The 14,457-nt window shown below is 72.3% G+C and carries 14 protein-coding genes; 11 read left to right on the top strand and 3 right to left on the bottom strand.

Annotation, left to right across the window (positions count from 1 at the left end; genetic code table 11):
- Window positions 1–10: 10 nt before the first annotated feature.
- Window positions 11–1,036 (bottom strand): amidohydrolase family protein, encoded by a 1,026-nt coding sequence (locus tag ABZ930_RS25825; RefSeq protein WP_361552153.1) that lies wholly within the window; start codon window positions 1,034–1,036, stop codon window positions 11–13.
- Between the two features lie 196 nt (window positions 1,037–1,232).
- Between ABZ930_RS25825 and ABZ930_RS25820 the strand changes: the two genes are divergently transcribed.
- The 5 genes from ABZ930_RS25820 to ABZ930_RS25800 all read left to right on the top strand — a co-directional run bounded on the left by ABZ930_RS25820 (window position 1,233) and on the right by ABZ930_RS25800 (window position 7,212).
- The gene (locus ABZ930_RS25820; RefSeq protein ID WP_361552150.1) at window positions 1,233–1,901 is read left to right on the top strand and encodes a response regulator transcription factor; all 669 of its coding nucleotides are present in this window, start codon (window positions 1,233–1,235) and stop codon (window positions 1,899–1,901) included.
- A gap of 12 nt (window positions 1,902–1,913) precedes the next feature.
- A complete protein-coding gene (locus ABZ930_RS25815) occupies window positions 1,914–3,320 on the top strand; it encodes a HAMP domain-containing sensor histidine kinase (RefSeq protein WP_361552147.1) in 1,407 nt (468 codons plus the stop codon).
- Window positions 3,317–4,297 carry a TAXI family TRAP transporter solute-binding subunit gene (locus ABZ930_RS25810; protein ID WP_361552144.1) on the top strand — a complete coding sequence of 327 codons (981 nt, stop codon included), beginning with the start codon at window positions 3,317–3,319 and terminating at the stop codon, window positions 4,295–4,297. Before ABZ930_RS25815 ends, ABZ930_RS25810 begins: the two co-directional genes overlap by 4 nt.
- Window positions 4,298–4,414: 117 nt before the next feature.
- Window positions 4,415–5,644 (top strand): ROK family protein, encoded by a 1,230-nt coding sequence (locus ABZ930_RS25805; protein WP_361552141.1) that lies wholly within the window; start codon window positions 4,415–4,417, stop codon window positions 5,642–5,644.
- A 95-nt stretch (window positions 5,645–5,739) separates the two neighbouring features.
- Complete coding sequence (locus ABZ930_RS25800; protein WP_361552309.1) at window positions 5,740–7,212, top strand: sulfatase-like hydrolase/transferase; 1,473 nt, start codon at window positions 5,740–5,742, stop codon at window positions 7,210–7,212.
- A 64-nt stretch (window positions 7,213–7,276) separates the two neighbouring features.
- On the opposite strand, the gene ABZ930_RS25795 is transcribed toward ABZ930_RS25800, so the two are convergent.
- On the bottom strand, window positions 7,277–8,602 hold the full coding sequence (locus ABZ930_RS25795; protein ID WP_361552138.1) for a family 43 glycosylhydrolase: 1,326 nt from the start codon (window positions 8,600–8,602) through the stop codon (window positions 7,277–7,279).
- Between the two features lie 380 nt (window positions 8,603–8,982).
- Here ABZ930_RS25795 and ABZ930_RS25790 point away from each other — a divergent pair, with 380 nt between their 5' ends.
- The 5 genes from ABZ930_RS25790 to ABZ930_RS25770 all read left to right on the top strand — a co-directional run bounded on the left by ABZ930_RS25790 (window position 8,983) and on the right by ABZ930_RS25770 (window position 13,282).
- Entirely contained in the window at window positions 8,983–10,212 is a 1,230-nt protein-coding gene (locus ABZ930_RS25790) for an ROK family transcriptional regulator (protein ID WP_361552306.1), read from the top strand.
- A 19-nt stretch (window positions 10,213–10,231) separates the two neighbouring features.
- Window positions 10,232–11,044, top strand: a complete 813-nt coding sequence (locus tag ABZ930_RS25785; RefSeq protein WP_361552135.1) for an ABC transporter permease — start codon at window positions 10,232–10,234, stop codon at window positions 11,042–11,044.
- The gene (locus ABZ930_RS25780; RefSeq protein WP_361552132.1) at window positions 11,041–11,820 is read left to right on the top strand and encodes an ABC transporter ATP-binding protein; all 780 of its coding nucleotides are present in this window, start codon (window positions 11,041–11,043) and stop codon (window positions 11,818–11,820) included. Before ABZ930_RS25785 ends, ABZ930_RS25780 begins: the two co-directional genes overlap by 4 nt.
- 108 nt (window positions 11,821–11,928) lie before the next feature.
- On the top strand, window positions 11,929–12,864 hold the full coding sequence (locus ABZ930_RS25775; RefSeq protein ID WP_361552303.1) for an aliphatic sulfonate ABC transporter substrate-binding protein: 936 nt from the start codon (window positions 11,929–11,931) through the stop codon (window positions 12,862–12,864).
- A gap of 46 nt (window positions 12,865–12,910) precedes the next feature.
- Window positions 12,911–13,282: an SRPBCC family protein gene (locus tag ABZ930_RS25770; protein ID WP_361552129.1), complete on the top strand. Its 372-nt coding sequence runs from the start codon at window positions 12,911–12,913 to the stop codon at window positions 13,280–13,282.
- Between the two features lie 17 nt (window positions 13,283–13,299).
- Here ABZ930_RS25770 and ABZ930_RS25765 read toward each other — a convergent pair whose 3' ends face one another.
- Window positions 13,300–14,175: an oxygenase MpaB family protein gene (locus tag ABZ930_RS25765; protein ID WP_361552126.1), complete on the bottom strand. Its 876-nt coding sequence runs from the start codon at window positions 14,173–14,175 to the stop codon at window positions 13,300–13,302.
- Here ABZ930_RS25765 and ABZ930_RS25760 point away from each other — a divergent pair.
- Window positions 14,065–14,454, top strand: coding sequence for a DUF6480 family protein (locus ABZ930_RS25760; RefSeq protein ID WP_361552123.1), 390 nt, complete (start codon window positions 14,065–14,067; stop codon window positions 14,452–14,454). The two genes, ABZ930_RS25765 and ABZ930_RS25760, sit on opposite strands and share 111 nt — an antisense overlap.
- The last annotated feature ends 3 nt before the right edge of the window (window positions 14,455–14,457 follow it).

Below are 14,457 nucleotides of genomic sequence, written 5' to 3'. Positions count from 1 at the left end.
GGTCCGGAAGTCAGCGGCCCTGGCGCTTCAGCAGGGCGTCGAGGCGCGGGTAGACCGCGCGGGCGTTGTGCTCCTGGACCGCCGCCAGCTCGTCCGCGGGCAGCCGCGCGGCCTCGGCGTACCGGCGCGTGTCGTCGAAGTGGTGGCCCGTGCACGGGTCGATGTCGCGGACGGCGCCGATCATCTCGGAGGCGAAGAGGATGTTGCGGGACGGCACGACGTCGTAGAGCAGGTCGGAGCCCGGCTGGTGGTAGACGCAGGTGTCGAAGAAGACATTGCCGAGGACGTGCTCCTCCAGCGGGGGCTTGCCGAGCGCCATCGCCAGTCCGCGGAAGCGGCCCCAGTGATACGGCACGGCGCCGCCGCCGTGCGGAATGACCAGGCGCAGCGTGGGGAAGTCGGCGAACAGATCGCCCTGGACGAGCTGCATGAACGCCGTCGTGTCCGCGTTCAGATAGTGGGCGCCCGTGGTGTGGAAGGCCGGATTGACGCTCGTACTGACATGGACCATCGCCGGAATGTCGTACTCCACCATCTTCTCGTAGACCGGGTACCACGACCGGTCGGTGAGCGGCGGCGCCGTCCAGTGGCCGCCCGACGGGTCCGGGTTGAGGTTCAGGGCGACCGCGCCGAACTCCTCAACACAGCGCGTGAGTTCGGGAACACAGGTCGCCGGATCCGCGCCGGGGGACTGCGGGAGCATCGCGGCCGGGGCGAACCGCTCCGGATAGAGCCGGCTCACCCGGAAGCAGAGTTCGTTGCAGATCGCGGCCCAGGCAGCCGACGTGGCGAAGTCCCCGATGTGGTGCGCCATGAACGAGGCGCGCGGGGAGAAGACGGTCAGATCGATGCCGCGCTCGTCCATCAGCCGCACCTGGTGCGGCTCGACGCTCTCCCGCAGCTCGTCGTCGCTGATCCGCAGCTCCGCACGGGCGGGGGTGAGCGAGGGGTCGTCCAGGGCGGCGATCTGCCGCGTGCGCCACGCCTCCAGGGCCGGCGGCGCGGTCGTGTAGTGGCCGTGACAGTCGATGATCATGGCGGTGGTGTCCTCCGGGGTCCGGGCTCGGGGTCGACCGCTGCACCCTCACCCCGCCCGGCCCGCCCGCCGGCGAGCCCGCGCACGGAACTAACCGTCCCTTAACATTCCGGCCCGCGAAGCCCTCACATCCCTGTGGTCTACATTCGGAGGCGAGCGGTATCCGCGCAGACACCGCTGATGGGAGGCGGGAAACGTGCAGATACTGCTGGCCGAGGACGACGACGGCGTCGCCGGAGCGCTCCTCGAGGTCCTCTACGACCACGGGCACGTCACCCGGCGCGTCCGGCACGGCCAGAGCGTGCTCACCTACCACCGCAGCGCCGATCTGCTCCTGCTCGACCTGGGACTGCCCGACGTGGACGGCCTCGACGTGCTGCGGTCCCTGCGGGCCGTGAGCGAGCTGCCCGTCGTGGTGCTGACCGCGCGCGGCGACGAGTGGTCGGTGGTCCGCGGCCTGCGCCTCGGCGCCGACGACTATCTGGTCAAACCGGTACGTCTCGCCGAGCTGCTGGCCCGTATCGACGCGGTCACCCGCCGGGCCGCGGCGCGCGGCGACCGGGCCGCGCGGACCGTCCGCGCCGGAGACGTCGAGGTCGACCTCGACGCGCGGCGGGTCCTCGCCGACGGCACCGCCGTCGAACTGACCACCAAGGAGTTCGACATCCTCGCCGTGCTCGCCGCCCGCGCCGGCACCGCCGTCAGCCGCGAACAGGTCCTCGACGAGGTGTGGGGCGACGCCCGCCACGGCGTCTCCCGCTCGCTCGACGTGCACCTCACCCAGCTGCGCGCGAAGCTGTCCCGCCCCGAGCTGCTGACGACGATCCGGGGCTTCGGCTACCGCTTCGGCGACCGGGCCGCCTGAGGAGCCCCGCACGTGCGCCACCGGGTCCAGGCCGCGCTGCTCGCGTTCGTCGTGCTCGCCGTGGCCGCGTTCGCCGTGCCGCTGCTGCTGTTCACCGCGTCGGACCGGACCCAGGAACTGGTCCTGGCCCGTAGCTCCGACCTGGACCGCTTCGCCTCCCTCATGGACCAGGCCGCCGCCACCGGCGACACGGCCGCGCTCGTCGCCGAGGCCCAGCGCTACACCGATCTCTACGGGGAACCGCTCGTGGTCACCGACGCCCGGCACCGGGCCGTCGTCGAGACCGGCGGCATGCGCGCCGCAGACCCGGCCGTGTCCCGGCTCATCGACGCGGCCCTGCGCAACCAGACCGCCCACCCGACGGCGTCCCTGACCCCCTGGTCACGGGGGAGCCGGATGTTCGCCGAACCCGCGGGCGCCGGCACCCGGGTGTCCGGAGCCGTCGTCCTGCGCGCCTCGGTCCGCACCGCGGCGGACGACATCACCTGGCGCTGGGCCGCCGTCCTCGCCGCCGCCGCCCTGGTCGCCCTCGCCTGCACGGCCCTCGCCCACGCGGTCACCCGCTGGGTGGTCAGACCGCTGCGCCGCCTGGACCGCGCCGTCGGCCAGCTCGCCGCCGGACTCCCGCCCGAACACACCCGCGCCTCCGGCCCGCCCGAACTGCGCCAGCTCGCCACCGGCTTCAACCGCATGGCGAGCACCGTCACCGTCGCCCTGGAACAGCAACGGCGGCTGGTCGCCGACACGTCCCACCAGATGCGCAACCCGATGGCGGCGCTGCGGCTGCGCGTCGACGCCCTGCACACCCACCTGCCCGCATCGGCCGACCGCACCTACACCGGCGTCACCACCGAACTCGACCGCCTGGAGATCCTGCTCGACGACATGCTCGCCCTCGCCACGGCAGAACACCGCGCCGGGGAACTGACCGTGACCGACGGGCCGCACGCCCGCTGCGACGCCGCGGCCGTGACGGCCGAACAGCACCGCCGCTGGGAACCGCTCGCCCGGCAGGCGGGCGCCCACCTCGCCACGCGGCCCGCCGACGCCCCGTCCGGCGCCGCCTGCACGGAGCACGAACTCGTCCAGATCACCGACATCCTCCTCGACAACGCCATCAAATACGCGGGCCCGGACGCCCGGATCGTCCTGCGCTGCACCGTCGACGGCTCCCACACCGTGCTCACCGTCACGGACGACGGCCCCGGCCTGGACCCACACGACCTCACCCGAGCCACCGAACGGTTCTGGCGCTCCTCCCACCACACCGGCACCACGGGCACCGGCCTGGGCCTCGCCATCGCCGAACGACTCCTCGCGGGGCGCGGCGGCCGGCTCGAACTGGGCGCCGCTCACCCCCACGGCCTGCGCGCCCGCGCGGTCCTGCCCCGCGCCCGCGAGGAAGGGACGCCCCGGTGAACCGCCGCACCGCCCTGCGCGCCGCACTCGGCACCGCGTCCGCCGTCGCCCTCGGCGGCGCCCTCGTGGGCGACACCGGCGGACAGGGCCGCGGGCCCAGCGGCGTCCTGCGCCTGGCGACCGGCGAACCGACCGCGTTCTACGAGGCCTTCGGCCACCTCCTCGCGCAGCAGCTCGGCGCCGCGCACCCCGGCCTGAGCTGTCGCGTGCGGACCACCGCGGGCAGCGTCGACAACATCGGACTGCTCCGCGACGACCGCGCCGACCTCGCCCTCGTCCTCACCTCCACCGCACGGGACGCCGCGGGCACCGCCGTGTTCCCCCGCCCGGTGCCGCTGCGGGCGATCGGCCGCGTCTACGAGACGTACCTCCAGTTCGCCGTGCGCGCCGACACCGGCGTACGGACCATGGCCGACCTGCGCGGACAGGTCGTCTCGCTGGGCGCCGCCGGATCCGGCGCGGCCGTCTTCGGGGAACGGCTGCTGCGCGCCGCCGGACTCTCCGCCGGGACCGACGTCCGGGTCCGCCATCTGCCCCTGAACGACGCCGCCGACGCCATGCGGGCGGGCTCCGTCGCCGGGCTCCTCGTGGCCGGCGGTGTTCCGCTGCCCGCGCTGAAGGACCTCGACCGCAGGCCCGGCCTGCGCTTCCTGCCGCTGGCCGAACTGCTGCCCCGCCTCGGCGGCCGCGCGGCCCGCGCCGCCGCGGGACTGGAACAGGTGACGCTGCCGCAGGGCGCCTACCGCTCGGCGGGCGGCGTCGCCACCATCGGCGTCTCCAACCTCCTCGTGTGCCGCCCCGACCTGGACCCCGCACTGGCCGGAGCCCTCACCCGGGTACTGGTCCGGCGCGCGACCTCCCTCGTCCCCGGGGGCGCGGTCGGCACCCAGTTCCTCGACGTCCGCAGCCTGATCGGCACCGGCGGCGTCGCCCTGCACCCCGGAGCGCTCGCCGCCTACCGCTCGCTGCACGGCTGAGACCGCCGCACCCGCAATAGCGTCAACACCGCGTCGTAAATCGGGACGGCCTGCCGCAGCCCGGAGAATTTATTTCAAGGTGTTGACGAAAATAAGGGGCCTGGGCAGCATGGGCCCATGGCAGTGGTCAAGAACCCCACCGTGCTGCGCCGGTTGCGCTACGGGAACGTGGAGCGGGTGCTCGCGGTGCTGCGCCGGCAGGGGCCGAGCACCCGGGCCGACGTGGCCGCGGCGACCGGCCTCTCCCGCACCACCCTCTCCGGCATCGTCGGCCAACTCCTCGCCGACGCGGTGCTGCTGGAGGAGCCCGCACCGGCGGCGGGCGCACCGGCCGGCCGTGGCCGCCCCGTGCACCGGCTCTCCCTCAACCCGAACTCGGCGCAGGCCGCGGGCGTCGAGGTGGGCCGCGAGCGCATCAAGGTCGTGATCGCCAACGCGGCGCACGAGATCACCGCCTTCGACGGCGTCCACTGCCCGCCGCGCACCAGTGCCCAGGAACAGGCCGCAGCGGCGCTCGGGCTGCTGCGCGACCTCGCCGCCCGCGAGGCCATCGACCTCACCGGCCTCGGCGGTGTCGGCATCGGCACCCCGGGCCCCGGCGAGACCACCGGCGGCGGCAGCGCCCCGGCCGAAGCGGGGCACGGCGTGCCCCGGCACCGCCAGACGGTCGCCGACAGCTTCGCCGAGGCCCTTCAGGTCCCCGTCCTCGCCGACAACAACACCCGGCTCGCCGCTCTCGGCGAGGCCATCTGGGGCGCCGCGCGCGGCGCGGGCGACGCCCTGCACGTGACCCTGTCCTACGGCGTGGGCGGCGGACTCGTCGCGGGCGGCCGGCTGTTCCGCGGCGCGCAGGGCGCGGCCGGGGAGATCGGCCACATCAGCGTCGATCCGGACGGGCCCCGCTGCTGGTGCGGCGGCCATGGCTGCATGGAACAGCTCGCCTCCGTGCCCGCTCTGCTGCGGGCCGCCGGACGGCGCAGTTGGACCCGGTTCGGCGAGGCGCTCGCCGCGGGGGAGGAGGCCGAGTGCGCCGCCGTGGAGCGCGCCGCGCACGCCGTGGGCCGGGCCCTCGCCGCCGCGTGCGGCACCGCCAACCCGCAGCGCGTCGTACTCGGCGGCGAGGTCGCCGCCCTGGGCGGCGTCTTCCTCGACCCGGTCGAGGCCGCCTTCCGCCGCTACACGCCCACCCGCGTGCACCGCGGCGTCCGGCTGGTGCCCGCCGCGCTCGCCGACCGGGCCGGGCCGCTCGGCGCCCTCGCCCTCGTCTTCCACGAATCGCCGCTGCTCGCCGGCTACACCACTCCCGACGCCGCGCCCCCCGACCCCTCGGCGACCGAGGCGTCCTGACCGTCCCCTGACCGCCGTCCGGCCCGGGCGGCCCCGGCCGGGACCGCATCCGTACGACCCGCCACGACCCGAAAGGCACCGCCGTGCGCCACAACATGCTCTTCCTGATGACCGATCAGCACCGGGTCGACACCCTCGGCGCCTACGGCAACCCGCACGTGCGCACCCCGAACCTCGACCGGCTCGCCGCCGATGGCACCCGGTTCGACAGCGCCTACACGCCGACCGCGATCTGCACCCCGGCCCGCGCCAGCCTGCTCACCGGCGCGGCCCCGTTCCGGCACAAGCTGCTCGCCAACTACGAGCGCAACGTGGGCTATCTGGAGGACCTCGCCGACGACCAGTTCACCTTCGCCGGGCAACTGCGCGACGAGGGCTACAACCTGGGCCTGCTCGGCAAGTGGCACGGCGGCGTGCGGCGCACCGCGGCCGACTACGGCTTCGAGGGCCCGGACCTCGCGGGCTGGCACAACCCCGTCGACCACCCCGACTACCTGGCCTACTTGAAGGAGAACGGCCTGCCCGAGTACGCCATCAGCGACCGCATGCGCGGCACCACGCCCAACGGCAGCCCGGGCAATCTGCTGGCCGCCCGCCTCCACCAGCCCGTCGAGGCGACCTTCGAGTACTACCTCGCCACCCGGACCATCGAGATGCTCAGGCGGTTCGCCGACGGCGAGCGCGGCGGCGACGGAGCCCCGTTCTTCCTGGCCACCCACTTCTTCGGCCCGCACCTGCCGTACATCGTCCCGGACGCCTACTTCGACCTGTACGACCCCGAACTGGTCACCCTCCCCAAGTCCATGGGGGAGACCTTCGCGGGCAAACCGCCGGTGCAGAGCAACTACAGCAAGCTGTGGGCGTTCGACACGATGCCGCTCGAGGACAGCCGCAAGCTCATCGCCGTCTACTGGGGATACGTCACCCTCATCGACGAACAGATAGGCCGCATCCTCGACGCCGTAAGGGAGTTGGGGCTCGACGACCGGACCGCGGTCTGCTTCACCGCCGACCACGGCGAGTTCACCGGCGCGCACCGGCTGCACGACAAGGGGCCGGCGATGTACGAGGACATCTACCGCATCCCGGGGCTGCTGAAGGTGCCGGGCGCGGTGCCCGGACAGGTGCGGGACGAGTTCGTCTCCCTCACCGACTACACGGCGACGATCCTGGAACTCGCGGGCAGCGACCCGGCCCCCGCCGTCGACAGCCGCAGCCTGGTCCCGCTGGCCCGCGGCGAGCACCCCGAGTGGGACGGCCACCACCTGGCCGAGTACCACGGCCACCACTTCCCCTACCCGCAGCGCATGCTCCGCACCCGGCGGTACAAGCTGGTCGTCAACCCCGAGTCGCACAACGAGCTGTACGACCTGGAGAGCGACCCGGACGAACTCCTCAACCGCTACGAGCACCCCGAACTGCACGAGGTGCGCACGGAGTTGATGAGCCGCCTGTACCACCTGCTCAGGGACCGCGGCGACAACTTCTACCACTGGATGACGCCCATGTACGACGTGCCGACCGACTACGACACGACCCTCTCGGCGTTCGAGACGGAGCAGGCCTGACGCGAACCGCCGTCGGCCCCGCACGGATGCGGGGCCGACGGCGGGCGGGTCACCGGGATCGAGGTCAGTCCCGTCGTTGCACGTAGAGGCGGTTCCCTCGCGGCCCCGTCCATTCCAGCCGGACGACGCCGGGCACCGCCGCGTCGTCGACGCGGGCGGGATCGGCCCAGTAACCGGCCGCCGGGTTACGGAAGAAGGTGCCCCACAGGCCGCCGTGGTGGTCCTTGAAGAAGTTGTTGTGCCCGGCGCCCACGCCCGCGGTCCAGCGCTTCGAGTAGGGGCCCTCGAACCGGTCGGCGACGGCGACGATCGCGTCGTACTGGTACTGCGTGCGTCCGGCGGCCGCCGTGTCGTAGGCGTTCCTGGTCGAGCCGTCGGCGGCGGTCGAGCTCCGGTCCCACGCGGCCTGCAGCAGGTAGTACTTGCCGCCGTGCTTGAACACGTAGGCGCCCTCGAGATAGGGCTCGGGCGTGTACGCGGTCTGCTGGAACGCCGGCAGGTCCGTCGGCGTGACGATGTCCTCCATGTCGGGGCGGAACTTGGCGTACAGGTTGTTGTGCAGCACCAGCCACGCGTCGCTCCCTTCGGTGTAGATGCTGCCGTCGATGTGGAAGTACGCGCCGGGCTCGATGAACGAAGGACCGCCGATGAAGGACTCCCCGAAGGGCTTGTCGAGATTGCCCTCGACGAGGCGGTACGGGCCCGCGACCCCGCCCTCGCTCACCAGCATGAACGAGCCGACCTTCTTGGAGTGGTCGCCCATGCACGCGACCATGTACCACTTGCCGCGGAAGTAGTGCAGCTCGGGCGCCCACGCGTTGCCGCGCTTGCCGAACTGGCCGTCGTCGTACCAGTGCTCCTGCCACGGCGCGACGACCGTGCGGCCGGGACGGTTCTCGCCCACGAACTCGGGGGACCACACCTTTCCGCGCTCGGCGCCGGGCCGGATCCTCGTGGTGTCGGCCAGCTTCCACGGCCCGTGCAGGGAGCGTGCCGTCCACACGAAGATGCCGTCGTTCCAGGGCCCTGCCGCCGTCAGGCCGGGCACCCGGGTGGTGCCGGTGGCGACATAGAGCGGACGGCCGTCGACGACGAAGCAGTTGACGTACGTGTCGCGCATCCAGACGCGGCCCAACTCCTCGTCCCGCGGACGCAGTTCGAGCGGCAGGACGAAGGAGTTGTCCGCGCGCGGCCACAGGTCGTCGCGGACGTCGGCGATGCCGTACGGCTCGGGCTCCGGCCAGTTCGACGGATACCCGTGCCGTGCGGCGCCCGGCGACGGGAGCGCCTGGGCGGCGGCCGAAGGCAGCGCCACGGCTCCCATCGACCCGGCGATACCGGCCAGCAACGACCGTCGGCCCAGGTGCGGCACGTTCTCCGGTCTCGTCATCAGTCGCGTCTCCTTCGTCGTCCGGGGTGCGGATGCCTGCGGGGAGTGGCTGCCGCCCAGCATCAAAGGCCCCGATGAATTTCGTCAAGAGGTCGGAAAATTAATCCCGGGACCGGCCCGGAGGGTTCGGGGGCGCCGGGACACGGGAAGTCTCGTCGTCCTGGCCGGGGAGAAACCACCCGGGCCGCCGCGTGTCACACGATCTTCATACGGCGCCCAGCATGGCAATCGTGTTGCGGAAACATTGCGGGAGCGCCGGATCTGCCCCATCGGGCCCATCATCGGTGCAGGTCAGGACAGTTGGCGGCCGGATGCTCCGGGGTGTCGGACGGCGGTGACTTTTTCTGTCCGACTCATTGACGAAAATGAGCGCTGCTCACATGCTGTCGGGCATGCACGAACACGACGGTCCGCTGACGCGGCTCCGACGCAGCCACGAGCACTCCGTCCTCGACCTGCTGCGCAAGCACGGCCCGCTGAGCCGCGCCGAGTTGGGCACCCGCAGCGGTCTTTCCCGCACCACGCTCTACGACATCGTCGCCGGGCTCGTCGGCAGCGGCGCGGTGGTCGCCAGCACCCCGCACGTCGAGGTGCGCAAGCGCGGCAGGCCCGTGGAGAAGCTCAGCCTCAACCCGGCCGCGGGCGAGGCCGTCGGCATCGACTTCGCGCGCCGGGCGGTGCACGTCGCCGCGGTCAACTTCGCCCACGAGGTGATCGGTTCGGCGAGCGAGCCGCACAACGCGGACCTCTCCTGGCCCGAGCGGGTCGACATCGCGGAACGCCTCCTGGGCTCGCTGGCCACCGTCCCGTCGGACGACGCGGCACCCGCGGAGTCGGCCGTCCACCTCGACGCGCTCAGCGCGATCGGCGTCGGCGTGGTCGGCCCGATCACCGACCCGGGCAGCGAGAGGGCCCACGCCCAGGGCATCGACGGCCTCCCCGACCTGCTGCGCAAGAGATTCGGCGTGTCGGTGCTGATCGACAACAACACCCGGCTCGCGGCCCTCGCCGAAGCGGTCTGGGGCGCGGCCGCCGACAGCAGCGACGTGCTCTATCTGCGCCTCTCGCACGGTGTCGGCGGCGGCCTGGTCGTCGGCGGGGCGCTGCACCGGGGCCGGTACGGCCTGTCCGGCGAGTTCGGGCACGTCGTCGTCGACCCCGTCGGCCGGCAGTGCGAATGCGGCGGCACCGGCTGTCTGGAGACCCGCGCCGCCCTCGACGCCGTGCTCAACCGCTACCGGGAGGCCGGCGGACGCGCCGGCGACCTGGCCGGATTCCTCGCCGCGGCCGCGGCGGGCGAACCCCCCGCGCTCCAGGTCCTGGAGCGCGTCGGCCACGACGTCGGCAGCGTCCTCGCCGCCGTCTGTCACGCCGTCGGCCCCGGCGTCATCGTCGTCGGCGGCGAACTCGCGGAGGCGGGACCCGCCCTCCTCGACCCCGTCGAGCGCTCACTGCGGCAGCACCTGATGCCGATGGCCCGCCACCACGTCGACGTCCGGCGCGCCACGCTCGGCGAGGCCGGCAGCGCGCTGGGCGGCATCGCCCTCGTTCTCCACGAATCCCCCCTCCTTTCCCACTATCCGCGGCCCGTCTCCGAGGAGAACGCGTGAAGCCACCAGTGAGGTACCCATGGCTGTGATCACTCCGGTCAAGAAGACCGCCGCCGAAGAGCCGAGGCAGCAGCCCCGGCGCTCCCGGCGCCGTCCCCTGATCCTCAACGCCGTGTCCGTGGTGGCCGGAATCGCCCTGTGGGCCGTGGTGGCCGCCCTGGGCCTGGTCGAGAACCTGCCCGCCCCCCTGGCCGTCGCCCAGAAGGCCGGCAGCATGATCGCCGACGGCACCCTGGGGACCGACGTCCTCGCCAGTCTCCAGCGCGTCCTGATCGGCTACGCCCTCGGTGTCGTCGTCGCCGTGCCGGTCGGCTTCCTGATGGGCTGGTACCCGACGGCCCGCGCGCTCATCGAGCCGTACATCCAGTTCTTCCGCACCATCCCGCCGCTCGCGCTGATCCCGCTCGCGGTCGTACTGCTCGGCATCGGCGAGGTCCCGAAGATCGCCGTGATCTTCCTCGCCTCGTTCATGTCCTGTGTCGTCTCGGCCTTCCAGGGCGTCGTCGACGTCGACAAGACGCTGATCAACGCGGCCCGGGTGCTCGGCGCCTCGGACCGCACCATCTTCGCCAAGGTGGTCGTCCCCGCCTCCACCCCGTTCATCCTCGTCGGCATGCGGATCGGCCTCGGCGCGTCCTGGGCCACCGTGGTCGCCGCCGAACTCATCGGCGCGCAGGAGGGGCTCGGCTACCGGATGCAGAAGGCGTCCACCTGGTTCGAAATGGACACGGTCTTCGTGTCCCTGATCACGATCGGTGTGCTCGGGCTCGTCATGGACCGGCTGCTGCTGCTGGCCGAGCGACGCCTGACCGGCTGGCAGGAGCGACGATGAACAGCAAGATCAGTTTCCGCGACGTGGTGAAGACCTTCCCGCTGAAGGGCGCGACGTTCACCGCGCTGGGCGGAGTCAGCCTGGACATCGCGGACCAGGAGTTCGTCACCGTCGTCGGCCCGTCCGGCTGCGGCAAGTCCACCCTGATGAGCATGGCCGCCGGGCTCCAGGAGCCCGACTCCGGCGCCGTCCTGGTCGACGGCACGCCCGTGTCCGGACCCGGCCCCGACCGCGGCGTGATCTTCCAGCAGTACGCGCTCTTCCCCTGGTTGACGGTGCGTCAGAATGTGGAGTTCGGGCTCAAGCTGGCCTCCGTGCCCGGGCCCGAGCGCCGCCGCAAGGCCGAGCAGGCCATCGACCTCGTCGGCCTGGGCGACTTCGCCGATGCCCTCCCGAAGACGCTGTCCGGCGGCATGAAGCAGCGCTGCGCCATCGCCCGCGCCTACGCCGTCGACCCCCAAGTCCTGCTCATGGACGAGCCGTTCGGGGCGCTGGACGCACTGACGCGCGTACAGCTCCAGGACCAGCTGCTGCGCACCTGGAGCCAGGAGAAGCGCACCGTGCTGTTCATCACCCACGATGTCGACGAGGCCGTCTATCTCGCCAGCCGGGTCGTCGTCATGGCCGCGCGGCCCGGCCGCGTCCACCGGATCGTCGACGTCGACCTGCCCTATCCCCGTACCGAGGAGATCCGGCTCTCGCCCGAGTTCCGGCGCATCCGCAACGAGGTGTGGACCTCGGTCTACCACCAGGAAGCGCCACCGCAGGCCGCCTGACTCTCCCTTCTCTTCCCCGCTCCCCCTCAGACGCGCACCACCCCGAGAGGAACCTTCAGCATGCCCGGAAAGACCATCAGGCACGGCTATCTCGCCCTGCCCGTAGCGATGTTGCTCGTCCTCCCGCTCAGCGCCTGCTCGGGCAGTGCCTCCGGGGACGACTCCACCGTCCGCTTCGGCTACATCGGCGACTACAACGGCGCCAGCCTGCTGGCGATCGCCGAGAAGCAGGGGCTGTGGAAGAAGGAGGGCCTGACCGCCAAGGTGAAGGTGTTCAACAACGGCCCGGTGCAGATCCAGGCGCTCAACGCCGACAGCCTCGACTACGGCTACATCGGCCCCGGCGCGATGTGGCTGCCGGCCTCCGGCAAGTCCAAGGTGATCGCCATCGACACCCTCACCTACGCCGACCGGGTCATCGGCCAGCCCGGCATCACCTCGATGAAGGACCTGAAGGGCAAGAAGGTCGGCGTCCCCGAGGGCACCTCAGGCGACATGGTCCTCAACATCGCCCTGGAGAAGGCGGGGATGACGGCGGGCGACATCGAGAAGGTCAACATGGACCCGTCGACCATCGTCTCCGCGTTCTCCTCCGGGAAGATCGACGGCGCGGGCTTCTTCTACCCGGCCATCGACACCATCAAGAAGAAGGTCCCCGGCCTGGAGGAGATAGCCAGCACCAAGGACACCGGCGACGCCTTCCCCACCGCCTTCGTCGCGGGCAACAAGGTGTCCGGGGACAAGAACGCCAAGGTGATCAAGGTCCTCCAGAAGGCGAACGACTGGCGCAGCGCGCACCCCGACGAGACCATCGCGCTCACCGCCAAGATGCTCAAGGTCACCGAGGCCCAGGCCGAGGCCGACGCCTCGCACGTGCAGACGCTGTCCACGAAGGACCTGGTCGCCAAGACCAGGAGCGGCGAAGTGGACTCCTGGCTGAAGAAGCTCGGCGAGTTCTTCGTGCGCAACAAGGAGCTGGACGAGAACACCGACCCGGGCAAGTACTACGACGGCGACCTCTACACGAAGACGTACGCCGAGTAGCCCGGAAAGTCCGGGTCTGTGACACGCTGACGGAGTGCGACTGACGTTGAGTGAGCGGGGTGCCGCCGACGCGGAGACGGTGTGGGAGCGCTACGCGCGGCCTGCCCGCTGGCCGACGTGGGCCCCGCAGATCCGGTCCGTGGAGACGGAACCCGCGCTGCGCGCCGGGATGCGGGGGAGGGTGCGGCCCGTCGTCGGCCCGGCGGTGCGGTTCGTCGTCACGGCCGTCGATCACGACGCCCGCACATGGAGTTGGCGGGTGCGGGCCGGCCCGTTCCGCCTGCGCCTCGACCATGCGGTCGACCGGTGCGGGAGTTCGGGCGCCGCGACCCGGCTGACCCTCGCCGGACCCGCGCCCGTCGTCCTCGCCTACGCGCCGCTGGCCCGCCGCGCGCTGCGCCGGCTGGTCCGTCCCTGAGCCGTCCCGGACGGTCGTCAGCGCTCCGCCTCCGGGTCGCGCATCGCCCAGCGGATCAGACCCGTGATCATCCTGCCGGTGGGCAGCACCGTCCACCGCTCGGCCCGCTCCCAGCGGGGCAGCCGCAGCTCGGCCGCCGCCCAGCGGGGCAGCAGGGCGATCGCGTTCGACGCCAGGGCCGCGTAGAACGGCAGGGCCGGGACCGGCAGCGGTGGATCGAGCAGCAGATAGCGGGCGGTGTCGAGCGCCTCCGGCGTGGCCCGGAGCTCCGCGCGGTAGGCCGCGAACCTCGCGCCCAGCTCGGCCACGGACCGCGGGGGCTCGGACACGCCGAGCGCCTCGGCGACGCGGGCGGTCTGCGCCACGTACTGATCGCATTCGCTCCTCGTCAGCCGAGAAGAGGCGAAGCGCTGGTGGGCGCGGAGGAAGGAGGCGATCTCGGCGATGTGCACCCACTCGAGCAGGTGCGGGTCCGAGGCGCGATAGGCGACACCCTGGTCGGTGACCCCCTGGATCCGTGCGTGCACGGCGTTCAGCCGGTCGCAGGCGGCCTGGGCGCTGTCCGCCGTGCCATAGGTCGTGGTGGCCAGGAAGGTGCTGGTGCGGTGCAGCCTGCCCCACGGGTCCCCGCGAAAGCCGGAGTGGGTCGCGACGGCCGCCATCGCGGAGGGGTGCAGCGTCTGCAGGAGCAGCGCGGACAGCCCGCCGACGAACATGGCGCTGTCGGCGTGGACCCGGCGGATCGGACTGCCCTCCGGGAACCACCGGGGGCCGGGAGTGCGGTGGATCGCCTCCCGGTTGCGCGGCCCCTCCGGCCCGGCGACCCGGGCGAACAGGGCCTTACCGGCCCGCAGCCGCAGTGGCTCGACGACGTGCGCCGCGACGACGGCCATGACGACACCTCCTGCCCTTCTTTCGCCGTGCCTCCCGGGACGGATGCGGCGCCGGCCTCCCGGCGTGCGGATCCGTCGCATCGGGAGGACCGTGGAGACATGACCCACTCACTCGTCCCGCCGTCGGAGACACCCCCGGCGGAAGGATCCACAGCCGAGGCGCACCAGGAACGGGCCGACGGCGGAGTCTGGGAGCACCCCTACTGGTGGGTGCTGCTCATCCTCGTCGGCTCCGTCCTGGTGGCGGGCTTCTTCGTGGCACGCATCTGGGGCCTGTGACCC

The sequence above is a fragment of the Streptomyces sp. NPDC046716 genome (assembly GCF_040645755.1).
GTDB lineage: Bacteria > Actinomycetota > Actinomycetes > Streptomycetales > Streptomycetaceae > Streptomyces.
The sequence above is the reverse complement of the archived record's forward strand: the minus strand, read 5'-3'. Positions and strand labels throughout refer to the sequence as shown.